23 protein-coding genes are annotated in these 23,650 nt (G+C 69.7%); 14 read left to right on the top strand and 9 right to left on the bottom strand.

Annotation, left to right across the window (positions count from 1 at the left end):
• Positions 1 to 269 precede the first annotated feature (269 nt).
• Together AB0H62_RS26830 and AB0H62_RS26825 are read right to left on the bottom strand one after the other, a co-directional pair.
• The gene (locus tag AB0H62_RS26830; RefSeq protein ID WP_220244523.1) at positions 270 to 1,514 is read right to left on the bottom strand and encodes a glycoside hydrolase family 16 protein; all 1,245 of its coding nucleotides are present in this window, start codon (positions 1,512 to 1,514) and stop codon (positions 270 to 272) included.
• Between the two features lie 364 nt (positions 1,515 to 1,878).
• A complete protein-coding gene (locus AB0H62_RS26825) occupies positions 1,879 to 3,129 on the bottom strand; it encodes an ROK family transcriptional regulator (protein ID WP_220244522.1) in 1,251 nt (416 codons plus the stop codon).
• 121 nt (positions 3,130 to 3,250) lie between these two features.
• Between AB0H62_RS26825 and AB0H62_RS26820 the strand changes: the two genes are divergently transcribed.
• The 8 genes from AB0H62_RS26820 (at position 3,251) to AB0H62_RS26785 (ending at position 12,367) form a co-directional block, all read left to right on the top strand.
• Positions 3,251 to 4,447, top strand: a complete 1,197-nt coding sequence (locus AB0H62_RS26820; protein WP_360588900.1) for an ROK family transcriptional regulator — start codon at positions 3,251 to 3,253, stop codon at positions 4,445 to 4,447.
• A 200-nt stretch (positions 4,448 to 4,647) separates the two neighbouring features.
• On the top strand, positions 4,648 to 6,318 hold the full coding sequence (locus AB0H62_RS26815; protein WP_360588898.1) for an ABC transporter substrate-binding protein: 1,671 nt from the start codon (positions 4,648 to 4,650) through the stop codon (positions 6,316 to 6,318).
• Between the two features lie 21 nt (positions 6,319 to 6,339).
• Complete coding sequence (locus tag AB0H62_RS26810) at positions 6,340 to 7,443, top strand: ABC transporter ATP-binding protein (protein ID WP_360588896.1); 1,104 nt, start codon at positions 6,340 to 6,342, stop codon at positions 7,441 to 7,443.
• Positions 7,440 to 8,420: an ABC transporter permease gene (locus AB0H62_RS26805; RefSeq protein WP_220244519.1), complete on the top strand. Its 981-nt coding sequence runs from the start codon at positions 7,440 to 7,442 to the stop codon at positions 8,418 to 8,420. Before AB0H62_RS26810 ends, AB0H62_RS26805 begins: the two co-directional genes overlap by 4 nt.
• 3 nt (positions 8,421 to 8,423) lie before the next feature.
• Positions 8,424 to 9,422 (top strand): ABC transporter permease, encoded by a 999-nt coding sequence (locus tag AB0H62_RS26800; protein WP_220244518.1) that lies wholly within the window; start codon positions 8,424 to 8,426, stop codon positions 9,420 to 9,422.
• Positions 9,419 to 10,435, top strand: coding sequence for an ABC transporter ATP-binding protein (locus AB0H62_RS26795; protein ID WP_360588893.1), 1,017 nt, complete (start codon positions 9,419 to 9,421; stop codon positions 10,433 to 10,435). Before AB0H62_RS26800 ends, AB0H62_RS26795 begins: the two co-directional genes overlap by 4 nt.
• A 13-nt stretch (positions 10,436 to 10,448) precedes the next feature.
• Positions 10,449 to 11,855 carry a GH1 family beta-glucosidase gene (locus AB0H62_RS26790; RefSeq protein WP_360588891.1) on the top strand — a complete coding sequence of 469 codons (1,407 nt, stop codon included), beginning with the start codon at positions 10,449 to 10,451 and terminating at the stop codon, positions 11,853 to 11,855.
• 158 nt (positions 11,856 to 12,013) lie between these two features.
• Positions 12,014 to 12,367: a nuclear transport factor 2 family protein gene (locus AB0H62_RS26785; protein WP_360588889.1), complete on the top strand. Its 354-nt coding sequence runs from the start codon at positions 12,014 to 12,016 to the stop codon at positions 12,365 to 12,367.
• An 82-nt stretch (positions 12,368 to 12,449) separates the two neighbouring features.
• Here the strand turns inward: AB0H62_RS26785 and AB0H62_RS26780 are convergent, their stop codons facing one another.
• Positions 12,450 to 13,196 carry an LLM class flavin-dependent oxidoreductase gene (locus AB0H62_RS26780; RefSeq protein ID WP_360588887.1) on the bottom strand — a complete coding sequence of 249 codons (747 nt, stop codon included), beginning with the start codon at positions 13,194 to 13,196 and terminating at the stop codon, positions 12,450 to 12,452.
• Positions 13,197 to 13,383: 187 nt separating this feature from the next.
• Here AB0H62_RS26780 and AB0H62_RS26775 point away from each other — a divergent pair, with 187 nt between their 5' ends.
• Complete coding sequence (locus AB0H62_RS26775; RefSeq protein WP_220244514.1) at positions 13,384 to 14,097, top strand: DUF2306 domain-containing protein; 714 nt, start codon at positions 13,384 to 13,386, stop codon at positions 14,095 to 14,097.
• A gap of 152 nt (positions 14,098 to 14,249) precedes the next feature.
• Here AB0H62_RS26775 and AB0H62_RS26770 read toward each other — a convergent pair whose 3' ends face one another.
• The 3 genes from AB0H62_RS26770 to AB0H62_RS26760 are packed head-to-tail and all read right to left on the bottom strand — an operon-like array spanning position 14,250 to position 18,529.
• Positions 14,250 to 14,981: a dienelactone hydrolase family protein gene (locus AB0H62_RS26770; RefSeq protein WP_360588884.1), complete on the bottom strand. Its 732-nt coding sequence runs from the start codon at positions 14,979 to 14,981 to the stop codon at positions 14,250 to 14,252.
• A 60-nt stretch (positions 14,982 to 15,041) separates the two neighbouring features.
• On the bottom strand, positions 15,042 to 16,181 hold the full coding sequence (locus tag AB0H62_RS26765; RefSeq protein WP_360588882.1) for an acyl-CoA dehydrogenase family protein: 1,140 nt from the start codon (positions 16,179 to 16,181) through the stop codon (positions 15,042 to 15,044).
• On the bottom strand, positions 16,178 to 18,529 hold the full coding sequence (locus AB0H62_RS26760) for a bifunctional salicylyl-CoA 5-hydroxylase/oxidoreductase (protein ID WP_220244511.1): 2,352 nt from the start codon (positions 18,527 to 18,529) through the stop codon (positions 16,178 to 16,180). The genes AB0H62_RS26765 and AB0H62_RS26760 overlap by 4 nt, the downstream gene beginning before the upstream one ends.
• Positions 18,530 to 18,597: 68 nt before the next feature.
• Between AB0H62_RS26760 and AB0H62_RS26755 the strand changes: the two genes are divergently transcribed.
• Positions 18,598 to 18,990: a RidA family protein gene (locus AB0H62_RS26755; RefSeq protein ID WP_220244510.1), complete on the top strand. Its 393-nt coding sequence runs from the start codon at positions 18,598 to 18,600 to the stop codon at positions 18,988 to 18,990.
• On the opposite strand, the gene AB0H62_RS26750 is transcribed toward AB0H62_RS26755, so the two are convergent.
• Positions 18,980 to 19,828: a PaaX family transcriptional regulator C-terminal domain-containing protein gene (locus AB0H62_RS26750; protein ID WP_360588879.1), complete on the bottom strand. Its 849-nt coding sequence runs from the start codon at positions 19,826 to 19,828 to the stop codon at positions 18,980 to 18,982. The two genes, AB0H62_RS26755 and AB0H62_RS26750, sit on opposite strands and share 11 nt — an antisense overlap.
• A gap of 109 nt (positions 19,829 to 19,937) precedes the next feature.
• Here AB0H62_RS26750 and AB0H62_RS26745 point away from each other — a divergent pair, with 109 nt between their 5' ends.
• Positions 19,938 to 20,549: a GNAT family N-acetyltransferase gene (locus tag AB0H62_RS26745; RefSeq protein WP_255638476.1), complete on the top strand. Its 612-nt coding sequence runs from the start codon at positions 19,938 to 19,940 to the stop codon at positions 20,547 to 20,549.
• A gap of 49 nt (positions 20,550 to 20,598) precedes the next feature.
• Positions 20,599 to 21,162, top strand: coding sequence for an oxidoreductase (locus tag AB0H62_RS26740; RefSeq protein ID WP_360588877.1), 564 nt, complete (start codon positions 20,599 to 20,601; stop codon positions 21,160 to 21,162).
• Here AB0H62_RS26740 and AB0H62_RS26735 read toward each other — a convergent pair.
• Positions 21,143 to 21,598 carry a MarR family winged helix-turn-helix transcriptional regulator gene (locus AB0H62_RS26735; protein ID WP_360588875.1) on the bottom strand — a complete coding sequence of 152 codons (456 nt, stop codon included), beginning with the start codon at positions 21,596 to 21,598 and terminating at the stop codon, positions 21,143 to 21,145. The genes AB0H62_RS26740 and AB0H62_RS26735 overlap by 20 nt on opposite strands.
• 122 nt (positions 21,599 to 21,720) lie before the next feature.
• Here AB0H62_RS26735 and AB0H62_RS26730 point away from each other — a divergent pair, with 122 nt between their 5' ends.
• Positions 21,721 to 22,125, top strand: a complete 405-nt coding sequence (locus tag AB0H62_RS26730) for a nitroreductase family deazaflavin-dependent oxidoreductase (RefSeq protein ID WP_220244506.1) — start codon at positions 21,721 to 21,723, stop codon at positions 22,123 to 22,125.
• Between the two features lie 15 nt (positions 22,126 to 22,140).
• Here AB0H62_RS26730 and AB0H62_RS26725 read toward each other — a convergent pair whose 3' ends face one another.
• Positions 22,141 to 23,292, bottom strand: coding sequence for an acyltransferase (locus AB0H62_RS26725; RefSeq protein ID WP_360588872.1), 1,152 nt, complete (start codon positions 23,290 to 23,292; stop codon positions 22,141 to 22,143).
• 120 nt (positions 23,293 to 23,412) lie between these two features.
• Here AB0H62_RS26725 and AB0H62_RS26720 point away from each other — a divergent pair, with 120 nt between their 5' ends.
• Positions 23,413 to 23,628 carry a hypothetical protein gene (locus AB0H62_RS26720; RefSeq protein ID WP_360588871.1) on the top strand — a complete coding sequence of 72 codons (216 nt, stop codon included), beginning with the start codon at positions 23,413 to 23,415 and terminating at the stop codon, positions 23,626 to 23,628.
• Positions 23,629 to 23,650 lie beyond the last annotated feature (22 nt).

Here is a 23,650-nt window from a genome sequence, read left to right as displayed (position 1 = left end):
CCAGGCCAGTGGGGAACGGGCGGATCGAGCGCGTTCGCGGAAGCCCGGCGGTGCCTCGGGTGGAGGCGGGCCGGTGGGGATCCGGGGCTCCGGGTGACGCGATCCGGTCGGGATCGCGTCACCCGGGCGAACGGGGAGCCGGTGGGGACCGGAGTGGAACACCGCGCGAGGCTGCCGGAGGAGGGAGAGGAGGCGAGCAGCCCCGCGCGGCGGCTTTCAAAGCACCGGGAACTCGTTGTGGCGCAACGCGTATCGCCGGTGTCAGTGGATCAGGGTGCGGTCCACTTCTGGTTGGCCGTGCCCGTGCAGGTCCAGATCTGCAGGCGGGTGCCGTTGGCCGAGCTGTTGCCCGTGGCGTCGAGGCACTTGTTCGCGGCCGGGTTCACGATGTCGTGCGCCGCGGTGACCACCCACTGCTGGGCGCCGGAACCGTTGCAGTCGTAGAGCTGCACGGGAGTGCCGTCGTTCGTGCCGGCCGCGGTGACGTCCATGCACTTGCCCAGCGCCCGCAGGGTGCCGTCGCTGCCGACGGTCCAGTTCTGCGCGGCGTTGCCGTTGCAGTCGGTGATCTGGATCGGTGTGCTGTTGGCGCTGCTGGCGCCCGCGACGTCGACGCACTTGCCGCCGATGCCGGTGATCGTGCCGGTGCGCCCGCTCGGCGGCGTGGTGCCGCCGCCGGTGCTCGTGGTCACGTGCACGTAGTCGACGACCAGCTGCTGCGGGAACTGCGTGCTGCCGTTGGGGTCGCCCGGCCAGTAGCCGCCCACGGCGAGGTTCATGATGATGAAGAAGTTGTGGTCGTAGACCCAGCGGTTGCCGTTGAGGTCGGCCGGCGTGCGGGTCTGGTAGACGTTGCCGTCGACCGTCCAGACGATCTTGTTGGGTGACCAGTCCACGGCGTAGGTGTGGAAGTCGTCGGAGAAGTTGGGGCCGCTGTAGCCGGCGCCGATGCCGCCCGCGCCCGAGTAGCCGGGGCCGTGGATGGTGCCGTGCACGGTGTTGGGCTCGAAGCCGACGTTCTCCATCACGTCGATCTCGCCGTCGGTCGGCCAGTTGCCGCCGCCGAGCATCCAGAACGCGGGCCACATGCCCTGGCCGCGAGGGAGCTTCATGCGGGTCTCGAAGTGGCCGTAGGCCTGGCTGAACTTGCCGGAGGTGTTGAGGCGCGCGGACGTGTACTCGCAGCGGCCGTACCAGCAGTTGTAGTTGCCCGGGTTCTCGCGCTTGGCCGTGATCACGAGGTGGCCCTGGCCGTCGAGTGCGGCGTTGTTCGTGCCGGACGTGTAGTACTGGCGCTCGTGGTTGTTGACGTTGTCGCCGGTTTCATAGTTCCACTTCGAACCGTCGGCGGGGCTGCCTGCGGACCCGTTGAAGTCGTCGGTGAAGCTGGTCGCCGCCGCGGCTTCTGTGGGCGCGAAGACGGCGGGCGTCGCCTGCACTCCGACGGCCAGCAGCGAAGCGGCCGCGAAGAGCCCGGCCCAGCGGGAACGTCTCAGAGAACGTGAGATGGACATCATTGTCACCTCTTCTTGCGGAGGGGACCGCGCTTTCACGCGCAGCACGAAAACGCGGTGGGGCGGAGGAGAGCACGGCGGGGGGACCGTGCGGTTCTCGGCCGAGCGCTTCGTGTCCACTCCGGAGGTGGACCGCAGGCGGGCGGCAGGGGTCGGACTAATCGGACTACTTTGTTGTGCCTGGCAACAAAGTAAAAGCAGTATGCATGGTCCGTACCACTGCGGCAATGGCGGATGTGAGAATTTTTTCAACCCGAATTAAGGGGCGCCGGTTACCGCCCAGGTGATCGACGGGGGCGCGGACGGTGATCACCGGCCGGTCACCTGGGGTTCTCGGAAGTGTTCGCTGGGTGACAGCGGGGTCCTAGGCCGCGCCGGCGCCCGAGCGGATCACGGGGGCCGGCTTGACCAGAAGCCGTGGATCGGCGCCCTGTTCCAGCAGGTCGGCGACGGGCAGGGTGGCGGCGCCCGTCGCGACGGCGTCGAGACCGAGGTACCCGAGCTGGATCGTGGTCTCGCCGAACGGGTGGCTCAGCGCGTGGGCCGACGCGGTGGAGCGGATCAGCGGCAGCAGGCGCTCGCCGAGGGCGAGGCCGGCCCAGCCGCCGACGACGATGCGCTCGGGGTTGAACAGGTTGATCAGGTTCGCGATGCCGGCGCCGAGGTAGCCGGCCGTCTCCTCGAGGACCTTCTGGGCCGACTTCGAGCGGTCGGCCGACGCGAGGAGAGCGGCGAACTGGTCCTGCTCGGTCTCGCCGGGCACGGGCTTGCCGCGGGCGCGGCGGTAACGCGCGAGCACGGCCTCGGCGCCGATGTAGGCCTCGAGGCAGCCGTGCGAACCGCAGCGGCAGGCCTGCCCGCCGTAGACGATGGTGGTGTGGCCCCACTCGCCGGCGCTGCTGGTGGAGCCGCGGTAGGTGGCGCCGTCGGCGATCACGGCCGCGCCGACGCCCGAGCCGATGAGCACGATCACCGCGTGGCGCGCGCCGCGCCCGGCGCCGAACCACATCTCGGCCTGGCCCTGGGTTTTGGCGCCGTTGTCGACGAACACGGGCAGCTCGATGCCGGCCGCGCGCAGGTCGTCGGCCAGCGCGACGGAATCCCAGCCGACGGTGGGCGCGTGCACCAGCACGCGTTCGCCCTGCTCGACCGTGCCGGGCACACCGACACCCACGCCGATCACGGCCGACTCCTCGGCCCCGGCGGACGCGATCACCTCGCGCAACCCGGAGACGACGGCCGCGACGACCGTGGCCGGTTCGGTACGCGCCGGTGACAGCTCGTGTTCGACCGTGGCCAGCCGCTGCATCGCGAGGTCGAACAGCTCCACGCGCACGCCCGTCTCGCCGATGTCGACGCCCGCGACGTAGCCGTACGCCGGGTCCACGCGCAGCAGCACGCGCGGCCGTCCGCCGTCGGATTCGACCAGGCCGGCCTCGGTGATGAGCCGCTCTTCGCCGAGCTCGGCGGTCACGTTGCTGACCGTTGCCGCCGAAAGGCCGGTGAGCTGGCTCAGTTCGTGCCGCGACAGCGGGCCGTCGAAGTACAGTTTCGACAGCAGCAGGGAACGGTTGTGCCGCCGCAGATCTCGGACGGTCGTGCGCTTGGTCGCCATGTGACACCCATCTGGCCTCGAACTCTCCCGGCACCAGGATGCCTGATCACCGTAAGTTGTGGCCATGTATTAACTAGTGAACTAAGTCCCGAACATATGGACGTCTGGCAGAATCCCCCAGGTGACGAGGGTGCTCCGGCAGACAACCCGTGATCTGAGGCGGCACAACCGCGCGGCGCTCCTGTCGTCGCTCTACCTGAGGGGGCCGGTCAGCCGGCTCGAACTCGTCGCCGAGTCCGGGCTCAGTCCCGCGACCGTGACGAACGTGGTCGCGGAGCTCATCGGCGACGGTGTGGTGGCCGAGGCCGGTTCCGTCGAGTCCGATGGTGGCAGGCCACGCACGCTGCTGCGCGTCCGGCCCGAGTACGGGCAGGTCGTGGGCGTCGACGTCGGCGAGACCCACGTGCGCGCCGGGCTCTTCGACTGCGCGCTGGGGACTCTCGCGACCGTGCAGCACCCGCTCGCGGGCAGCAACCCCGACCCAGCGGAAGTGGTGGAGCTCGCGCGGGCCGGCGTCGCCGAGGTGCTTTCGGCCGGTGCGTCTCGTGTGCTCGGCGTGGGCGTCGGCGTGCCCGGCGCGGTGCGTGACGGCGGCATCGTGCACGCCCCCACGCTCGGCTGGGCCGGCGTCGCCTTCGCCGACCTGCTGCGCGCTCACGCACAGTTCGCCGACGCGCCGCTGCACCTCGACAACCGCGCCCGCACGCTCGGCCAGGCCGAAATGTGGCTCGGCGCGGGCCGCGGTGCCGACCGCGCCGTGATCGCGCTGCTCGGCGTGGGCGTCGGTGCCGCTTTCGTCACCGACGGTGGGTCTTTTCCCGGCATCACGACCAGTGAGTGGGGCCACACCGTGGTGCAGGCCGCGGGCGCCGCCTGCCGCTGCGGCTCGCGCGGGTGCCTGGAGGCGTACGTCGGTACCGAGGCCGTGGTCCGCCACTACGCCGAGACCCCGGGCGCCCAGCCGCTGCCCGGCGCGGACAGCGAGAGCCGGCTCGCCCGGCTCGTCGCGCTGGCCGAAAGGTCTGGTCCAGCTGCCGAAACACTCGCCGCGACGGGTGAATACCTGGGCATCGGTATCGCCAATCTGATCAACCTCCTGGCGCCCGACCGGGTTGTGCTGGCAGGCTCGGCGGGAGCGATCATGGGCCCGGCGATCCTGCCGCACGTCCGCGACGCCGCCGCCCGGCACGCGCTCGGGTACCTCGCCGAGGCGACCGTGGTCGAGCTCGGGGAGCTGGGCCCGGAGGCCGTCGCGCTGGGTGCGGCGACGTTGCCGATCGCGGCGCTGCTGGCGTCGGGCGGGCGTTCAGCCGGCTGAATCTCCTTGCCCCGCAAGGAGATCGACAGGCGGACACCGAGCGTGAGCCTTTCTTTCAGTACTTAAACTTAGGCACAAAATGTTACCGCCGTGTTATTGACGTGACCCGAGTCACCCGGGTTGACTCCCTCCTGTCGCGCGGCCGGACCGAGCTCTCCGAGCGCGGGCGGAATCCGCAGCACCAGGACCTAGGAGGACGAATGCGAGTGAAGCGCTCCGTCGTCGCAGCGCTCGTCGCCGTGGTGGCAGCCGCGGTGCTCGCCGCTTGTGGCGGCGGCTCGAGCAGTGCGGGTGGCGGCGGCAACGCCGCGGCCGTGCTGAACGTCGGCATGCCGAACGGCCCGCAGGCCGAAAACAACAACCCGTTCCTGGAGACCTCGGCGGCTGCGTCGCTCGGGTACCGCTACGTGATCTACGAGCCCCTCGTGATGCTCAACCGCGTGAAGCCGCAGGAAGCCGGCAAGCCGTGGCTGGCCACGAAGTGGGACTGGTCGGACAACTACAAGAAGCTGGTCCTGACCATCCGCGACGGAGTCAAGTTCTCCGACGGCACGCCGATGACCGGCGACGACGTGGCCTACACGTTCCAGCTGCTGCGCGACAACAAGGCGCTGAACATCGACTCGGTGCCCTATAAGGACATCACCGCGAGCGGAAACCAGGTCACCCTGGGCTTCGACACCTCGCAGTTCGTGAACCAGGTCAAGATCCTGCAGACGATCGTGGTGCCCAAGCACATCTGGTCGCAGATCAAGGACCCGTCCACCGACACCGTGAAGAACCCGGTGGGCACCGGCCCGTTCACGCTGAAGTCGTTCACCCCGCAGACGATCACCGTGAGCCAGCGCACCGGCTATTGGCAGCAGGCGCCGGCGGTCAAGGAGATCCGTTACACCTCCTACAACGACAACAACGCGCAGGTCGCCGCTCTCACCAGCGGTGCGGCCGAGTGGAGCTTCGTCTTCATCCCGAACTACAAGACCGTCTACGTCAACAAGGACCCGCAGCACTACAAGCTGTGGTTCCCGGCCCAGCTCGCGGTGCACGGCTTGTGGTTCAACACCGAGAAGGCGCCGTGGAACAACGCGAAGCTGCGCCAGGCGATCAACAAGGTCATCAACCGCGACGACATCTTCAACCAGGGCGAGGCCGGCTACTTCTACCCGAAGAACGACCAGGTCACCGGCATCCCGACGCCGGCGGGCGACTCGTTCATCGCGTCGCAGTACAAGGGCCAGACCGTGAAGGTCGACGTGCCGGGCGCCAAGTCGCTGCTCACCGGCGCGGGCTTCTCCTACAACGGCAACCAGCTCTTGGACCCGAGCGGCAAGCCGGTGACCCTCAAGCTCACGGTGCCCTCGGGCTGGTCGGACTACATCACCGACCTCGAGATCATCAAGGACAACCTGTCGCAGATCGGCATCACCGCCACGGTCGAGAAGATGAACCAGGACGCGTGGACGAAGTCCGTCGACACCGGTGACTTCGAGGGTCTGCTGCACTGGACCAACGACGGTGCCACGCCGTATGACCTGTACCGCGACGTGATGGACGGCAACCGCTACAAGCCGACCGGCCAGGGCGGCATCAACGGCAACTACGGCCGCTTCAAGAACGACCAGGCGACCCAGGCACTCGAGACCTACGCCAACGCCGCCGACGACGCGAGCCGCGCCACCGCGATGAACACGTTGCAGCAGATCATGATCGACCAGCAGCCGATGGTTCCGCTCATGGCGGCCAACTCCGGCGGCGAGTACAGCACGAAGAACTGGACGGGCTGGCCCGACGAAGCCAACCCGTACGGCCCCGCGCAGCCGACCCTGCGCAACGCGCTGGACATCGTCATGCACCTGAAGCCCGCGGCCTGATCTATGGCCGAGGACAACGCAGTGGCCACCCGGGAAGCCACCTCCGCCTCGCTCGAGGCGGGGGTGGCCTCCCCGGCCGGCGAGATCGAAACCGGGGCCTCGGACACGATCGTGCTCGAGGCCTCCGGGCTGACCAAGCACTTCCCCGTGCGCAAGCGCGGGCGCGAGGTGCTCACGAAGGGGCGCCGCAGCGTCCAGGCCGTCGACGACGTCGACCTGGCGCTGCGGCGCGGCCGCGTGACCGCGCTGGTGGGCGAGTCCGGCTCGGGCAAGTCGACCGTGGCGCGGCTGCTCGCCCAGCTCTACCCGCGCACGAGCGGCGACATCCGGCTGCACGGCAAGTCCACGACCGTAAAGGGCGGCAAGGCTTTCCGGGCGTACTGCCGCAAGGTCCAGATGATCTTCCAGGACCCGTTCGCGTCGCTGAACCCCGTGCACACCGTGCGCTACCACCTCACGCGGGCGTTGAAAATCCACGACCGTGCGGGCGACGACCTGGAGCAGGCGCTGTTCGAGCTGCTCACGCGGGTGCAGCTGACCCCGCCGGAGCGCTACGTAGACAAGTTCCCCCACGAGCTTTCCGGTGGCCAGCGCCAGCGCGTCGCGATCGCGCGGGCGCTCGGCGCCGACCCCGAGGCACTGCTGGCCGACGAGCCGGTGTCCATGTTGGACGTCTCCATCCGCCTCGGCGTGCTGAACCTGTTGCGGGACCTGAAGGAACGCCTGCATCTCGCGATCCTCTACATCACGCACGACATCGCATCGGCGCGCTACTTCGCCGACGAGACGCTGGTGATGTACGCCGGGCGCATGGTCGAGGGCGGCGACTCCGAGACCGTGACGCAGCAGCCTGCCCACCCGTACACGCGGCTGCTGATCGAATCCGCACCCGACCCCGACCGGCTCGACCCGGGCACGGAAGCCGCACCGGGTGAAGCGCCGAAGGAGAAGGGTTCCGGCGAGCCGCCGAGCCTGATCGCGCCGCCGTCGGGCTGCCGGTTCCACCCGCGGTGTCCCGTGGCGATGGAACGCTGCAAAACCGACCTCCCGCCGCGGTTCGAGGTGGACGACGCCCCCGGCCACTGGGCCGCGTGCTGGCTGTACGACTCGGCGGTGCACCCGTGAGGTACCTGCTCCAACGGCTCGGCTTCTACCTGTTCACCGCGTGGGCCGCCGTCACGATCAACTTCTTCATCCCGCGGCTGATCCCGGGTGACCCGGTGCAGTCGCTCATCACGAAGAACCAGGGCACGCTCAGCGCGGACGCGATCCAGTCGCTGTACGTCCTGTTCGGACTCGACAAGAACGAAAGCCTGATCACCCAGTACTTCCACTACTGGGCACAGCTCTTCCGCGGCGACCTCGGGCTGTCGTTCACCTTCTTCCCCTCGCCCGTGTCCGAGGTGATCGGCGACAGTCTGCCGTGGACGATCATCCTCGTCGGGTTCACCACGGTGGTGGGCTTCCTGATCGGCACCGGCCTCGGCGTCGTCGCCGGCTGGCGGCGCGGGTCCTGGGTGGACGGTCTGCTGCCCGTCACCACGTTCCTGTCGTCCATCCCGTACTTCTGGCTCGGCCTGATCGCGATCACGCTGCTGGCCGGCCCGGGCAGCTTCTTCCCGGCGTCCGGCGGCTACGACCCGGGCCTGGTGCCCGGGTGGGGCGGCGACTTCATCGGCAGCGCGATCCAGCACAGCCTGCTGCCGGCGATCACGATCCTCATCAGCTCCATGGGCAGCTGGATCCTCGGCATGCGCAACATGATGGTCACCGTCGCGTCGGAGGACTACATCACCGTCGCGCACGCCAAGGGCCTCAAGGAACGCCGCGTGATGGTGAGCTACGCCGCCCGCAACGCGCTGCTGCCGAGCGTGTCGGGTTTCGCGCTGGCGCTGGGTTTCATCGTGGGCGGCACGCTGCTGGTGGAGATCGTGTTCTCCTACCCCGGCGTCGGCTACGAGCTGTTCCAGGCCGTCGGTTCGCAGGACTACCCGTTGATGCAGGGCATCTTCCTCATCATCACGCTCTCGGTGCTGGTGGCGAACCTCCTCGCCGACGTCGCCTACCTCGTGCTCGACCCGCGCACCCGGAAGGAGGGCTGAGCCGTGGCACTTCCCGTAGCCGACCTCAAGGCCGCCGCGCCCGAGCCGCTCCCGGCCGACGCGATCGCCGGGCCCGCGGCCAAACGCCGTCGCTTCCGGTTCCTGACCGGCGGCAAGACGATCACCGGGCTCGTGGTGCTGGCCTTCTTCGTGGTCATCGCGATCATCGGGCCGTGGATCGCGCCGTTCGACCCGTCCGCGCGCAGCAACGACCTGCTCGAATCTCCTTCGGGCAAACACTGGTTCGGCACCACGCACCTCGGTCAGGACATCTTCAGCCAGGTCATCGTGGGCACGCGCAGCGTGATGCTCGTGGGGCTCACGGCCGGCATCGTGGCGACGATCCTCGCCGTGATCGTCGGTGTCACGTCCGGGTATCTCGGCGGGACGCCGGGTGAAGGCCTGTCGGCATTGTCCAATGTGTTCCTCGTGATCCCGGCGCTGCCGCTGATCATCATCATCGGCACGGCGCTGCCCAGCGGCGGCGACTACCTGGTGGCCGTGATCATCGGCCTCACCTCGTGGGCTTGGGGCGCGCGGATCCTGCGAGCGCAGACGCTTTCCTTGCGCCGTCGCGAATACGTCGAGGCTTCCCGCGCGAGCGGCGAGTCGACGTGGCGGATCATCTTCTTCGAGATCCTGCCGAACCTCACCGCGGTGATCGCGTCGAGCTTCGTGGGCACGGTGGTGTTCGCGGTGATGTCCGAGATCACGCTGGCGTTCGTCGGCGTCTCGAGCTTCTCGGAGTGGAACTGGGGCACGATCCTGTTCTGGGCGCAGAGCCAGCAGGCGCTGGCGCAGGGCGCGTGGTGGTGGTTCGTGCCGGCGGGGCTCGCGATCGCGATCCTCGGCACCGCGTTGTCGCTGCTGAACTTCGGCATCGACGAGTTCGTGAGCCCGCGGCTGCGGTCGAGCGGCAAGACCAAGGCGAAGAACGCCGAGGGCAAGACGGTGCGCCTGCGTGTCGGCTTCACGCCTGTGCTCGGCCGGGAGAAACAATGAACGAACCCGTACTCGAGATCAAGGGCCTGGACGTCGACTACGGCCTCGGCGCCGACGCCGTGCACGCGGTGCAGGACGTGCACCTGACGCTGCACCGCGGCGAGGTGCTCGGTCTGGCCGGCGAAAGCGGCAGCGGAAAATCCACTTTGGCCTACGGCCTGACCCGGCTGCTCCCGCCGCCGGGGGTGATCCGCGGCGGCAGCGTGGTCTACCACCCCGGCGACGGCGAGCCGTACGACGTGCTGAAGCTGACTCCCAAGCAGCTGCGCGACTTCCGCTGGGCCGAAACGTCCATTGTGTTCCAGGGCGCGATGAACTCGCTCAACCCGGTGCACAAGGTGTCGGTGCAGCTGATGGACGTGATCAAGGCCCACGATCCGCGCAGCACCAAGGCGGCCCGGCTCGCCCGGGCCCGTGAGCTGCTGCGCCTGGTGGGCATCGCGGCCGACCGGCTCGACGCGTACCCGCACCAGCTTTCCGGCGGCATGCGCCAGCGCGTGATGATCGCGATGGCGCTGGCGCTGGAGCCGCGCGTGGTGATCATGGACGAGCCCACCACGGCGCTCGACGTGGTGATGCAGCGCCAGATCCTGGCGCAGCTCGTGGAACTGCGTGAGCGACTGGGTTTCTCGGTCCTATTCATCACCCACGACCTGTCGCTGCTGGTGGAGTTCTCCGACCGCATCGCGATCATGTACGGCGGCCGGATCGTGGAGCAGGCCCGCGGCGTGGACCTGTACCGCGATTCGCTGCACCCGTACAGCGACGGTCTGCTGCACTCGTTCCCCGCGCTGCGGGGGCCACGTCGTGAGCTCACCGGCATCCCCGGTTCGCCGCCCGACCCGCGGTCGCTGCCGGTCGGGTGCGCGTTCTCACCGCGGTGCCCGCACGCGTTCGACCGCTGCACCACCGAGGTGCCAGTGCTCGGCGTGCCTGCCGATCGTGACGATTCCGCGCGCACCGTGGCGTGCTGGCTGCACCCGGCCGACCCCGTCGCCGCCGTCAAGTCGTAGATAAGGAGACCCCTTGACCGAGACCACCGACGCTGCGACCCGCGAGCAGCAGGCGCTGATCGACTCGCTGCCGCCGGACTTCCGGTGGGGCGTGGCGACGGCCGCGTACCAGATCGAGGGCGCGGTGGCCGAAGACGGGCGCACACCGTCCATCTGGGACACCTTTTGCCAGGTCCCGTGGGCGATCGACAACAACGACAACGGCGACGTCGCGTGCGACCACTACCACCGCATGCCGGAGGACGTGGGGCTCGTCAAGGAGCTCGGCGCCGACACCTACCGCTTCTCCGTCGCGTGGCCGCGCGTGCAGCCGCACGGCAAGGGCCCGGTCAACGAGGCCGGTCTCGGGTTCTACGACCGGCTCGTGGACGAGTTGCTGGCCAAGGACCTCGCGCCGTGGCTCACGCTGTACCACTGGGACCTGCCGCAGGAGCTCGAAGACGCGGGCGGCTGGCCGGCGCGCGATACCGCGTACCGCTTCGCCGACTACTCGATGCTGGTGTTCGACCGGCTTTCCGACCGCGTGCGCCATTGGACGACGCTCAACGAGCCGTGGTGCTCCGCGATGCACGGCTACGTGCACGGCGTGATGGCCCCGGGCCGACGCGACTTCGCGGCCGGCATGAAGGCCATCCACCACCTGCTGCTCGGGCACGGCCTGGCCACGCAGCGCATGCGCGAGGCCGCACCCGAGGGCACGCAGTTCGGCATCACGCTCAACATGGGCACGTCCGACGCCGCGTCCGGCAGCGAGCTCGACCGCGAGGCCGCGCGCAACGCCGACGGCATGGGCGTGCGGGTCTACCTCGATCCCTTGGTGCGCGGTGAGTACCCGGCGGATATTGTTGCGGACCTGGCGGTTCGCGGTTCTTCACTGCCCATTGAGGACGGTGACCTCGCGGTCATCTCGACCCCGCTGGATTTCCTGGGCGTGAACTACTACTTCGGCCAGCAGTACTCCGGCATCGACGAGCAGGGCCGCACCGTCGGCGAGGACGGCTTCCCGGTGCAGCGCGCGGTGCCGTTCGGCGAGCCGACCACGGCCATGGGCTGGGAGATCCTGCCGGGCAAGTTCACCGAGCTGCTCACCCGCCTCGGCCGCGACTACCCCGGTTTGCCCCTGTACATCACCGAAAACGGCTCCGCGTTCGACGACGCGCCCGACGCCGACGGTTTCGTCCGCGACGAGGGCCGCACGGCCTACCTGGCTTCGCACCTGGCCGCGGTGGCTGCCGCGCGTTTGGCAGGCGCGGACATCCGGGGCTACTTCGCGTGGTCTCTGCTGGACAACTTCGAGTGGGCGTACGGCTATGCCAAGCGCTTCGGCCTCGTGCGCGTCGACTACGAAACGCAGGTGCGCACGATCAAGCAGAGCGGCCTGTTCTACCGCGACACGGTGCGGCGGGTCCGCGGTTCCTGACTCACCCCGGGGGTGAAGAGAAGGGCACCTCGATTCTCGTCGAGGTGCCCTTCGCCGCGGTTGGGGGCTGAACGACTTCGGCTCTGCGCGAACTTCCCTTCGCGCGGCAGGTTTCCAAGCCACGATGGCGTTCTCCCGCCCGATGAAGGAGCCGCCCCGTGGACCCGACCTTGCTCGACGCCGAACACCGCCTCCAGGCCGCGCAGCTGGCCGGTGATGTCGGTGCGCTCGACGAACTCCTGGACGACCGCCTGATCTTCACGTTCGGCTCGGTCGCTTCGAAGGCCGACGACCTGGCTGGTCACCGCAGCGGCAGCCAGGTCCTGACCGAGCTCGTGGAGGAAGACCTGCGGGTGTTCTCGGAAGGGACGACCGGCGTCACGTGGTTTCTCGGCCGTCTGTCGGGTTCGCTCGGCGGTGAGCCGTTCACCGCGCGGATGCGCTACACCCGCACGTGGCTGCGCACGTCGGACGGCTGGCGGGTGATCGCCGCCCACGCCAGTTACGCGTGAAGGGCGAACCGTTCGGCGAACGCGGACAGCTCGTCGAGCCGTTCCTGCGGATCGGCGCTCCCGGCCGAGACGACCACGCGGGTCACGCCTTCGGCGGCCAGCGCGTCGATGCCCTCTGACGTGAGCTCGGTCGAGCCCCAGCGCGTGTAGTCCGGTGTGCGGCGGCCTGCCTTCTCCGCGGTCGCACGGACCAGGTCGAACAAGGCGACGCGGTCGTCAGGGGTGAGCGAGCCGCCCGGGAACCAGCCGTCACCGCGCAACCCGGCCCGGCGCGCGGCGGCGTGGCTGGACCCGCCCACGCGAATCGGGATGGTGCCGACCGGTTTGGGTAGCTGCAGAGGTCGTCGAACTCGACGAATTCGCCGTGATGGCTCACGCCTTCGGGGCCGCCCGTCCACAGTAGACGGAGAACGTCGAGCGCCTCGTCCGCACGACGGCCTCGCGTGCGGTAGTCCACCCCGGCCGCCGAAGCCTCATGCGGCAGCGCGCCAACGCCGACGGTCACCAGCCGCAGCCGGCCGCCGGACAGGACATCGAGCGTGGCCAGGCGCTTGGCCAGCGCGACCGGCTGGTGGTACGGCAGCAGCAGCACCCCGGTCCCGAGCAGCAGCCGGTCGGTGACCGCGGCGACGTGCGCGAGGCATTCGAGCGGGTCGGCGTAGGGCAGCGTCGGCGGGATCTCCCACCCGCCGAGCTTGACGCCCGGGCGCGAGGCCAGGTGTTCCGGCAGGAGGAGGCCCTCGAAGCCGCACGTCTCCGCGTGGCGCGCGAAGGCCACGAGGCCCCCGAGCCCGTGGAACGCCGGGTTGTAGCTGACCGCGAACTGCATCGTGCCTCCGCTCGAGTGGATGGCGGAGACGCTAAACGTTGCCCTGCGCGTCAAGGCAAGTCCGAAGATCACCCGGCCGAGGGTAAGGCTGTCCCCACCCCGCCGACGCCAGCGCGCACCATGGTTGAGCCACCCCCGCCGGACCTACGTTCGTAGAGCATCAGGTGACGATCGAGGGAGAGTGGCCATGACGGCGGGGACGGATCTGCGACCACCGCGGGTGCCGGCGCAGCAGCCGCGCACGACGAAGAAGCGCCGCCCGTGGATCGGGGTTCTGGGGCTGGTCGTGGTGGCCTTCCTGGCGTACTCGCTGCCGCCCTACCTCGCGCTCGACCCGGCGCAGTCGCGCGTCCCGGCCCCGGCCGGCTTCGGCGCGCACTACTGGTTCCTCGTGGGCCACGTGGTGTTCGGCTCGATCGCGATGATCTGCGCGGTCGTCCAGATCTGGCCGTGGATCCGCCGCCGCTTCCCGGTGGTGCACCGCTACGCCGGCCGCGCCTACGTCTTCGGCGGCGTGCTGCCCTCGGGCGTGATGGCCCTGACGATCGGCGCCGCCAGCCCCTTCGGCCCCGCCACGCGAGCCAGCGACGTCATGCTCGCGGTCATCTGGATCGGCTGCACCTGGGCCGGCTACCGCGCCGCCCGCGACCGTCGCTTCGGCGACCACCGCCGCTGGATGATCCGCAGCTTCGCGCTGACCATGTCGATCATCCTCAACCGGCTCATCTCGCCGATCGCGATCATCATCCTGGAACCCCAGATGGCCACCACGTTCGGCGGCAGCGAGGTCGCGTTCATGCAGTCCGTCGCGGCCATCGCCGCGTGGGTGAGCTGGACGGTCGCGCTGGTCGGCGCCCAGCTGTGGCTGGAGCGCAAGCCGAAGAAGGCCGTCGCCGCCTAGCCTCGGTCCATGCGACTCGGCCGCTCTACCCGACCAGGAACGCCGGTGAGGACGACGCGCACCCGGCTGGCGCAGGCCGCGCTCCTGCCGGTGACCGTCCGGCTCGTCGGAACGCAGCCCACCGCCAAGGACGCCGGTCCGCTTTTCCGCCCCTAGCGCGGCAAATTCTCCGCGTACAGCCCGGCCAGCGCGGTCCAGTGACGTTCCGCCGCGGCACTGTCGTACGTGTCGTTGTCCGGCACCGCGAACCCGTGCTTGGCGGGATACGTCTCCAGAGTGTGCCGAACACCCTCGCCGACGAACGCCCCACGCAGCCGCTCGAACTGCTCAGGAGGGAACGCACCGTCGTCCTGCGCCGCCGCGACCAGCACGGACGCGCGGATCCGGTCGGCCAGCAGGTGGGGGCTGTCGGGATCGTCGGCGGCGAGGTTGCCGCCGTGGAACGAAGCGGCGGCCACGACGCGCGACGGAAAACGCGCGGCGGCCCACAGCGAAAACCGCCCTCCCATGCAGTACCCGGTTGTCCCCACCAGCGAGCCTGCGACTTCGCTGCGCCCGGACAGGAAGTCGAGGTACGCGCCCGTGTCGCGCACCGCCATCTCCGCCGTCACGCTCCGCGCGAGTTGCGTCAGCCGCTCGCGTTCCGAGGGCACGCTGAACACCGTGGTGACGTCGAATGGCGCGTATGGCGTGCGGTAGTAGCCGTCCGGCAGGAGGACGGCGTAGCCGAGCGCGCAGAGCCGGTCCGCCATCTCGGCGAACGTCTCGCGAACCCCGGCCGCGTCGGCGTACAGGATCACCGCGGGGCCGGCGCTCAGCGGCGTGTGCAGTGTGGCCGTGCAGAGGCCGTCCGGAGTGGTGATGGTGACCGCGATCCTCGACATGTCGCCAAAACTACCGGCCGCCCCGGAACAGGAGCACGGATATCGCGCTGAGCGGAAACTTCAGGAGCGCAGCGACCGCGCGATGATCGTCCGCTGGATCTCCGACGCGCCTTCGTAGATCCGCGGCGCCCGGACCTCCCGGTAGAGGTGCTCCAGCAGGTGCCCCCGCCGCAGCGCCCGCGCGCCGTGCAGCTGCACCGCGGAATCCACGACGTACTGCGCCGACTCCGTCGCGAAAAGCTTCGCCATCGCCGCCCGACCGGCCAGGCCGGTTTCGCCCGCGTCGTACGCGGACGCCGCGGCGTAGACCAACAGTCGCGCCGCCTCCGTCCGCGTCGCCATCTCCGCGAGCGTGTGCGCCACGGTCTGCTGCTTCGCCAGCGGACCACCGAAAGCAATGCGCGAGCCCGTGTACTCCACGGTCGCGTCGAGAGCGGCCTGCGCCATCCCCACCGCGAACGCCCCGACGCTCGGCCGGAACAGGTCCAGCGTCCGCATCGCGACGGCGAAGCCGCGGTTCTCCTCGCCCAGCAGCTCGTCGCGGTGCACGCGCACACCGTCGAACTCCAGCGTGCCGATCGGGTGCGGGCTGACCAGGTCGAGGTGCTCACCGGACAGGCCCGCGCGGTCGCCCGGCACGACGAACGCGCTCACACCCCGCGAGCCGGCGTCCGGCGTCGTGCGCGCGAAGACGGTGTAGAAGTCGGCCTGGGGTGCGTTGGAGATCCACATCTTCTGTCCGGTGAGCCGCCAGCCGTCGCCGTCGGGCTCGGCCGCCAGCTGCAGGGCGGCCGCGTCGGAACCGGCGTCGGGCTCGGTCAGCGCGAACGCCGCCACCGCGTCGCCCGCTGCTACGGCCGGCAGCCAGCGCGCGACCTGTTCGTCCTTTCCGGACTGCAGCACGGGGTAGCTTCCCAGTCCCTGCAACGCGAGCGCCGTCTCGGCCTCGGTGTTCACGGTCGCCAGCGCTTCGCGCAGCAGGCACAGGTCGAACGCCGCGGCCTGGCGCGTCGGGTTACCCGCCGAGACGCCGGGGAACAGCCGCGCCAGCAGACCGTGCGAGCCCATCGCCTTGAGCAGCGGCCGGTTCACCGCGCCTTCTTCGCCGGCCTCGGCGAGCGGTCGCAGCTGTTCCGTGGCGATGGTGCGAACGGACGCTGTGAAAGCCTGCTGTTCCGGCGTCAGTGCGAAGGCGTTCATCGATCCCTTTCCGGTCGCCAGCGGGCGTGCGCGGTCTGGTGCCCACCGGTGCGTACGAGTTCCAGCCGTGGCTCCGGCCCGTCGGTGCGGCCTGTCTGCGGCCGGCGCTTCCCGGCCGCCCACGGCTTCGGCCACGGCATCACGTAGTCCTGCTCCGCCGCCGCGTGCAAGGTCCACTGTGGATCGTAGAGGTGCGTGCGCCCGAGTGCGCACAGGTCGGCGCGGCCGGCGAGGATGAGCGCGTTCATGTCGTCGTACGAGGAGATCGCGCCGACGGCGATCACGGCCGTGCCGTACTTGAGCCCCACCTCGTTGCGGATCCGGTCGGCGTACGGCGTCTGGTAGCTGCGGCCGAACTTCGGCTTCTCCTCGCTCACCACCTGCCCGGTCGACACGTCGACCGCGGCGGCCCCGTGCTCGGCGAACGCCGTCGCGATGGCGACGGCCTCGTCGGCCTCGATCCCGCCGTCGTACCAGTCGCTGGCCGAGATGCGGACCGTCATCGGCCGCTCGGCCGGCCACACCTCGCGCACCGCGTCGAACACCTCGAGGGGGTACCGCAGCCGGTTCTCCAGCGAGCCGCCGTACTCGTCGGTCCGCTGGTTCGTGAGCGGCGAGATGAACGACGACAGCAGATACCCGTGTGCACAGTGCAGCTCCAGCAGGTCGAACCCGGCCCGCGCCGCCGAGCGCGCCGAAGCCACGAACTGCTCACGGATCTCCGCCAGCTCCTCGACGCTCAGCTCACGCGGCGTCTGGCTGTCCGGCCGGTACGGCAACGGCGACGGTCCGCAGACCTCCCAGTTGCCGTCCGGCAACGGGTCGTCCATGCCCTCCCACATGAGCTTCGTCGAGCCCTTGCGCCCGGAATGGCCCAGCTGCAGGCCGATCTTCGCCGGCGTGCTGCCGTGCACGAAGTCGACGATGCGTTTCCAGGCCTGCTCCTGCTCGTCGTTGTACAGCCCGGGGCAGCCCGGCGTGATCCGCGCCTCGGGCGACACGCAGATCATCTCCGTCATCACCAGGCCGGCGCCGCCGAGCGCCTTGCCGCCCAGGTGCACGAGGTGGAACTCGCCGGGCACCCCGTCGACGGCCACGTACATGTCCATCGGCGACACGATCACGCGGTTGGGCAGCTCCAGCTCACCGATCTTCACGGGCTGGAACATCGGCGGCGCGGGTGTCGTGCCCAGCGAGCGCGCGAACCACTCGTCGAGCTCCGTGGCGAACTCCGGGTCGCGCAGCTTCAGGTTGTCGTAGGTGACGCGGCGGCTGCGCGTGAGCAGGTTGAACGCGAACTGCTCCGGCTCCTGGTGCGTGTACTGCGCGAGGTTCTCGAACCACTCCAGGCTCGCCTGCGCCGCGCGCTGCGTCGACTCGACGACCGGCTTGCGCTCGGCCTCGTACGCCGCCAGCGCGTCGGGCACGGTGTCCTGCTCGTGCAGGCACGCCACCAGCGCCAGCGCGTCCTCCATCGCCAGCTTCGTGCCGGAGCCGATGGAGAAGTGGGCGGTGTGGGCGGCGTCGCCGAGCAGCACCACGTTGTCGTGCACCCAGCTTTCGCAGCGGACGGTGCCGAAGGTGTTCCACTTCGAGTTGTTGGCCAGCACGTGGTGGTCGCCGAGGACGTCGGCGCACAGCTCGCGGATCAGCTCGATGGACTTCTCGTCGCTCTCGCCCGGCCCGAGGTCGGTGGCGGCGATCGGCGCGAACGCCTGCTGCCACACGTCCTCGTGCAGCTCGAGGATGAACGTGCTGCCGTCGCGGCCGTAGGGGTAGCCGTGGATCTGCATGATCCCGTGGGGCGTCTCGAGCACATGGAACTTGAAGGCGTCGAAGACGAGGTCGGTGCCGAGCCAGATGTAGCGGCAGCGGCGCGACTCGAGGGTCGGGCGGAACGAGTCCGCGAACCGCCGGCGCACGCCCGAGTTGACGCCGTCGGAGGCGATCACGAGGTCGTAGTCGCGCGAGAGCTGCTCCGGGTCGGGGGCCTCGGTGCGGAAGCGCAGGTCGACGCCCAGCTCGCGGCAGCGTTCCTGCAGGATCGCGAGCAGGCGCTTGCGGCTCATCGCGGCGAACCCGTGGCCGCCGGACGTGTGGACCTCGCCGCGATAGTGCACGTCGATGTCGTCCCAGCGCGCGAACTCGCGGCTCATGGCCTCGTGGACCTGCGCGTCGGCGGTCTCGATGCCGCCGAGCGTCTCGTCGGAGAACACCACGCCGAACCCGAAGGTGTCGTCCGGCGCGTTGCGTTCCCACACCGTGATCTCGTGGCCTGGCCCGAGCTGCTTCGCGAGGGCGGCGAAGTACAGGCCCGCCGGGCCGCCGCCGAGAACCGATATCCGCACGAGAGCAAGGATATGTCGTCTGACATACGATCGTCAAGAATGCGATACATGAGCTAGGCTTCCGTGACATGGAGCGCATCAACCCGCCCGAGCTGGGCCGTCCGTCCGGTTTCTCCCACGCCGTGTCCGCAACCGGACAGCTCGTGTTCCTCGCCGGACAGACCGCTCTCGACGCCGAGGGCAGCATCGTCGGCGACGGCGTGGTCGAGCAGTTCTCCCAGGCGCTGGGCAACCTGCTCACGGCCCTGCGCGCGGCCGGCGGCGAGCCCGCGGACCTGTGCAGCGTGACCATCTACATCGTCGACATGGACGACTACAAGGCCCACGCGCGCGAGATCGGCAAGGTGTGGAAGAGCCTCGCCGGCACCGAGTACCCGGCGATGGCGGGCATCGGCGTGAGCCGGCTGTGGGACGTCGAGGCTCTGGTGGAGGTGCAGGGCTTCGCGGTGCTCAGCCGCTGAGGACCTGCAGCAGGTACTCGCGGGCCGGGGCTTCCAGGCGTTCGTGGAGCGCGAAGAACACCTCGGCGGCGCGGATGCCGGACCAGTCGGCGGGCAGCAGTTCGGCAGGCAGCCCCGGGTCGAGGTAGGGCATGCGCCGCCACCCGGTGAGCACGCGCACGTAGTCGGCGAACGCCTCGTCGCCGGGCACCGTGCGGCGGCGCTTCCAGCGGTCGAGCACGGGGGCGTGCTCTTCGAGGAACGCCGTGTACAGCTCGTCGAGCTGGTCGAGGTCCCACCACTCGCGGACCTTGTCCTGTGCGTTTCCGAACGCCAGGTGTTCGGCGCGGAACAGGTCGGCGTAGCTCGCGAGGCCCAGGCGGGTCAGCGCCTCGGCCGTGACCTGGTGCAGGTGCGCGGGCGCGATCCACACGCCGGACGACGCCGTGCCGAACCCGAGCCGCGCCAGCTGCGTGCGCAGGACGTGGCGCTTGTGGCGCTCGGTCTCGGGCACGGAGAACACGGCGAGCAACCAGCCGTCGGCCAGCGTCGCGCGGTCGCGGCGGAAGATGCGGTCGTCGCCTTCGCGCAGGATCGCCAGCGCGGTGTCCGACAGCTCGTAGCCGGCGGTCCCGTCGCGCCGCACGGCGTCGAGGATGCTCCGGCGCTTGAGGCGCGAGATCGACGAGCGCACCGCCGGCTCGTCGACGCCGAGCGCCGCGAGCAGGTCGATGAGCGACGCCACGGACAGCCAGCCACCCTCGATGCGGTGGTAGAAGCCGTATACGGACACGATCAGCTGCCGAGGCTGGGCGGCACGCCCGGCGTCGAGCTCGGTTGACTCCGGTACGGCCGTCACCTGGTCACCATAACAACCGCGGGCCGTGACTGCGGGTACCATTTGGCGCGCGATGGTGAACCTGGGTGAAGCACCGCTGTTCGGCCGGTTGACCCGCCGAGGCCGGCTCATGGCGAAACGCACCTGCGACCGCAGGGGCCACGCGTTCGCCATCGGCCGGTTCCTCTTCCGCACCCCCACTGCCTGGGAATACGCCGCCGCGGTGGCCTCCGGCAGCGATCCGGCCGCCCAGCGGTGGCTCGGCTGGCTCGCGGATTCGGTCATCGCCGAGCCCCTTCGGTCCGAAGCCCTCCGCGTGACCCCCGGCACCGGGCCGGCTTGGACCTATCCGGATCCGCAGTCCGTCGACATCGTGGCCATCGACCTGCGGGAGAACCGGTGCGCCGGGCTGGTCAGCGTGCACGCCGGGGAGAACGGCGGTCCGGAGACGGGCGGGTACCTTGCGCCGGCGTATCGCGGACGCGCGCTGGGGCGGGATCTGTTCACGGCTGGGTTGGTGCTGGCGCACTCGCATCTCGGGCTGCCGCGGGTCCGGGCCGGGGCTGAGGTGGGGAATGTGGCGAGCGGTCGGTCCCTGGAGGCCGCCGGGATGCGTCGGGCCGCGGGGCCGCCTCGGTACACGCTGCCGAACGGGCGGGTGAGCGAGGCTTGGTGGTACCAGCACGATGCGCCGCGGCCGCATCGGTGTGAGGGGCCGCAGGCGGAGTGGTTGGCTTTTTGAGGTGACACTTCGGCCGGCACCGACGCTTCCCGGCCCTACCGTTCCCAGCATGGATTCCCGCGAGCTCCTCACCAACGCGCCCGTGCCGCCCGTCGCCGTGAACATGGCCTGGTTGCGCGCGATGGTCGCCAGGTTCAGCAGCGGCGAGGATCACGCCAGGCGACGCGAGCTGGTCATCGAGGAGCTCGCCAGGGCGGAGCCGCGAGCGCTGAGAGAAGCAGCGAACCCTGACCAAGGACCGGTCGAGATACTCGCCGAGGTGCTCGGGTTCGAGGTCGACCCCGGAGATGTCGACAAAGTGGCGAAGGCCTACCAGCCCCACTTCCCCCAAACCACCGAGGCCGACGAAGCCGTAGCGCGGCTGGTCGAAGCACTGGGGCAACCCGACGAGCGAACCGCCGCCAAAGTCGGCCTACTGGTCCAGTCCGCAGCCACGGAGAGCCTGGTCAAGAGCACCCAAGGCCCACCCGTCCCCAGCACCCGCCGCTGGGTCGACGGCACCGAAGTCACCGTCGATCTCAAGGATTTCCCCTTCGGAACCGGCCCCCACGCGTGCCCCGGAGAAGCCCACGCCAAGGCCCTCGCTGAAGGAATCAGCAGCACCCGTCCGTGAACTCCTCCGAATAGGTCTTCAAGGTGTCGATCACCAACGCCCTCTCGACCGGCGACAACGGCGCCAGCGCCCGCTCCCAAGCCCGCGCCCCCGGGGCCAGCCAGGCGTCCACGGCGGCGCGCTGCGCAGGGCTGATGCTGACGATCGTGCGGCGGCGGTCGGCCGGGTCTTCGTCGCGGGCGAGCACGCCCTGGCGTGAGAGGTCGCCGATCATGAGGCTGGCGGTGGTGGGGGCGATCTCGAGGCGGCCGGCGAGTTCGGTGACGGTCATGGGGCCGTCGAACAACAAGATGGACAGCAGGCACAGGTGGCGCGGCGCGAGCGACAGGTCCGCGAGCTCGGGTGGCACCGGGGTGCGCTTGCCGCGGCCGGCCAGGCGGGGCATGAGCAGCAGCAATTCGCGCACGCCGTCCTCGAGGCTCGGTCCGGTGGTCATCCCGCTCCTTCGACCAGAACCACGCAAAACACCTTGTCGCGCAAGAGGGTACCTCGCATTGACATCAGTTTTGCAAACAAAGTAAGTTTGGTCGCAAAACCAAACTGGAGGGACACCACCCCATGTCGGACTGGAACCAGCAGATCATCGACGAGTTCCGCGCCAACGAGGGCAAGGTCGGCGGGATGTTCGAGGGCGCGAACATGATCCTGGTGACCCACACCGGCGCGAAGAGCGGCACCCAGCGCGTCGCGCCCCTGGTCTACACCACCGACGGCGACCGTTACGTCATCGCCGCGTCCAAGGGCGGAGCGGACACCAACCCGGACTGGTACCACAACCTCGTGGCCAACCCGAAGGTCGCGCTGGAGATCGGCACCGAGAAGTTCGACGCCACGGCCAAGCTGATCGAGGACCGCGCCGAGCGTGACCGCCTCTACGCCGGCATGGTCGCGCACATGCCGGGCTTCGCCGACTACGAGAAGAAGACCACGCGCCTGATCCCGGTCTTCGTACTGGAGCGCTGAGCGCGCCCCAACCGCTCAAACGCTCGCCGGCGCCGGCGACGCGTCGGCAGGAACCGCGGCCCGTGCGGCTTTGCGGGCCTGCCGGCGCGTGAGCAGCCGCTTGCCGGTCGCGATCATCGGCTGTTCGACCCAGCGGTGGATCAGGTCGGCGATCGCGAGGTCGACCAGGAACACCGTCACGGCCGTGATCAGCCGGTTGTGACCCAGCGCCGGCACGGCCTGCACCACCACGAAGTGCACCGGGCCCTGCAGCAGGTACAGCGAATACGACCGCTCGCCGACGAACCGCATCGGGGCCGTCGAGAGCAGCCAGCGCGCGGGGCCCGGTGACAGCAGCACGATCAGCAGCAGCATGGTGAGCACCGCGTACGCGAGCAGCACCAGCAGGTTCTGCCGCGTCTCGCGCCAGAGCGGGTCGAGGTTCGCGTGCACTGCGAGGAACCCGGCGACGATCGGGATCGCGGCCAGTGGGTGCGTGAACGGCCGCAGCACGGCGAAGCTGCGCCGGTAGTGCAGCAGGATCGCGAGCAGGCAGCCGCCGAGCAGGATGGCGTAGTGGATGCTGGAGCGGTAGATGGCCGTCGGCGAGAAGTCGAGCAGCCAGCCGCCCGTGGTCAGCGGCACGAGCGCCAGCAGCACGGCCATCGCGGCGAGCACCAGCGCGAGCTTGCGCCGCGCGGCGCCGATGCCGATCGCGACCAGCAGGAACGGCCACACCAGGTAGAACTTCTCCTCGATGCCCAGCGTCCACGAGCCGGAGAAGAAGTTGTCGGAGCCGTTGCCGTGCGAGCCGGGGAAGAACTCGTTGAGGAAGGTCAGGTAGTACTTCAGCGCGTGGGGGAAGTCGCGCGCGAGGAACTCGCCGCGCAGCAGCACGAACGCGATGATCCCGCCGAGGATCACCAGGTACGGCGGCAGGATCCGGAACACGCGCCGCACGTAGAAACCGCTCAGCGAGATGCGCCCGGTGCGGTCCTGCTCGCGCAGCAGCAGCGTCGTGATCAGGAACCCCGAGAGCACGAAGAAGATGTAGACGCCCACCCAGCCCGACGGCCACACGAACTTCGGCCCGGCGAAGTGGAAGAACACGACGATCGTCGCGGCGATGGCGCGCAGGCCGTCGAGGCCGGGGAACCTGCGCATGCCGAGGTACTCGTCATGGCTCATCGTTCGCAAGAAATCGACCCCAATCGCCTGGCTGCTGTGGGAGTATAGGTGGACGATCACGGGCACCCGCGCGGCGGGTTCGCGCCCGTGACCTGCGAATTACTCTGGGTGGTGGGGGCTGTGACGCTGCTGGTGATCCTCGTGGGAGCCGTGGTGGTCGTGGTGGCGACCGCGGCGATGTTCGACGTCCGGGCACGCCGACGCGGCCGTCGCGCCGCCGAAGACGGCTGGGACGCGCTCAAGGAGACGCGCCGCGATTTCCACGCCGCCGAGCTCGCGCGCTACCAGAGCAGCGACTTCTCCTGGCTCGACCGCGTCCGCCGGAACAAACGCTGACGGCCGGCGGACCCGTGAAGGA

The sequence above is a fragment of the Amycolatopsis sp. NPDC050768 genome, from assembly GCF_040654155.1.
GTDB lineage: Bacteria > Actinomycetota > Actinomycetes > Mycobacteriales > Pseudonocardiaceae > Amycolatopsis.
The sequence above is the reverse complement of the archived record's forward strand: the minus strand, read 5'-3'. Positions and strand labels throughout refer to the sequence as shown.

Coding starts and splice junctions, on each gene's coding strand:
- AB0H62_RS26795 (WP_360588893.1), top strand. CDS start 9,419: ATGAACGAACCCGTACTCGAGATCAAGGGCCTGGACGTCGACTACGGC.
- AB0H62_RS26830 (WP_220244523.1), bottom strand. CDS start 1,514: ATGTCCATCTCACGTTCTCTGAGACGTTCCCGCTGGGCCGGGCTCTTC.
- AB0H62_RS26740 (WP_360588877.1), top strand. CDS start 20,599: ATGGATTCCCGCGAGCTCCTCACCAACGCGCCCGTGCCGCCCGTCGCC.
- AB0H62_RS26825 (WP_220244522.1), bottom strand. CDS start 3,129: ATGGCGACCAAGCGCACGACCGTCCGAGATCTGCGGCGGCACAACCGT.
- AB0H62_RS26780 (WP_360588887.1), bottom strand. CDS start 13,196: ATGCAGTTCGCGGTCAGCTACAACCCGGCGTTCCACGGGCTCGGGGGC.
- AB0H62_RS26735 (WP_360588875.1), bottom strand. CDS start 21,598: ATGACCACCGGACCGAGCCTCGAGGACGGCGTGCGCGAATTGCTGCTG.
- AB0H62_RS26770 (WP_360588884.1), bottom strand. CDS start 14,981: ATGTCGAGGATCGCGGTCACCATCACCACTCCGGACGGCCTCTGCACG.
- AB0H62_RS26755 (WP_220244510.1), top strand. CDS start 18,598: ATGGAGCGCATCAACCCGCCCGAGCTGGGCCGTCCGTCCGGTTTCTCC.
- AB0H62_RS26745 (WP_255638476.1), top strand. CDS start 19,938: ATGGCGAAACGCACCTGCGACCGCAGGGGCCACGCGTTCGCCATCGGC.
- AB0H62_RS26815 (WP_360588898.1), top strand. CDS start 4,648: ATGCGAGTGAAGCGCTCCGTCGTCGCAGCGCTCGTCGCCGTGGTGGCA.
- AB0H62_RS26725 (WP_360588872.1), bottom strand. CDS start 23,292: ATGAGCCATGACGAGTACCTCGGCATGCGCAGGTTCCCCGGCCTCGAC.
- AB0H62_RS26730 (WP_220244506.1), top strand. CDS start 21,721: ATGTCGGACTGGAACCAGCAGATCATCGACGAGTTCCGCGCCAACGAG.
- AB0H62_RS26765 (WP_360588882.1), bottom strand. CDS start 16,181: ATGAACGCCTTCGCACTGACGCCGGAACAGCAGGCTTTCACAGCGTCC.
- AB0H62_RS26775 (WP_220244514.1), top strand. CDS start 13,384: ATGACGGCGGGGACGGATCTGCGACCACCGCGGGTGCCGGCGCAGCAG.